We start from the raw sequence: 320 nt of genomic DNA on the forward strand, positions 1-320 counted from the left end.
GGGTTGGGGCTGGGACGGGTGAGTCGGGCGTCCGATGGGATTCGGGTGGCGGGAAGCGCGGGGGCGCAGGCGCGGGGAATCCGGGAGCGCTCGGGTTCGCCGGGCGGTGTGCTCTACGGCTCGGGGTCGTGACCGCGCTGGCCCTGCCGTTGCTGGCCTGGCTGACGGATGTGTCGGTGGACGCGTCGCTGTCGGTACTGGGGTTCGACGCGTTCGGCGCGGGGATCGAGTTGCACGGGCATCTGGGCATGGCGTTGGTGCTCGGTGCGGTGTGGGGGGCCGGGGCGGGGGCTGTCGGCGGGTTGCTCGCGTACGCGACT

The 320-nt window shown here is 73.4% G+C and carries 1 protein-coding gene; it reads left to right on the forward strand.

The annotated features are described in order from the left end of the window. Positions 1-320 (forward strand): streptophobe family protein (locus JHN63_RS52265; protein WP_234478995.1); only part of this gene is annotated, 320 nt, incomplete at both ends.

The sequence above is a fragment of the Streptomyces sp. MBT65 genome, assembly GCF_016612545.1.
Taxonomy (GTDB): domain Bacteria; phylum Actinomycetota; class Actinomycetes; order Streptomycetales; family Streptomycetaceae; genus Streptomyces.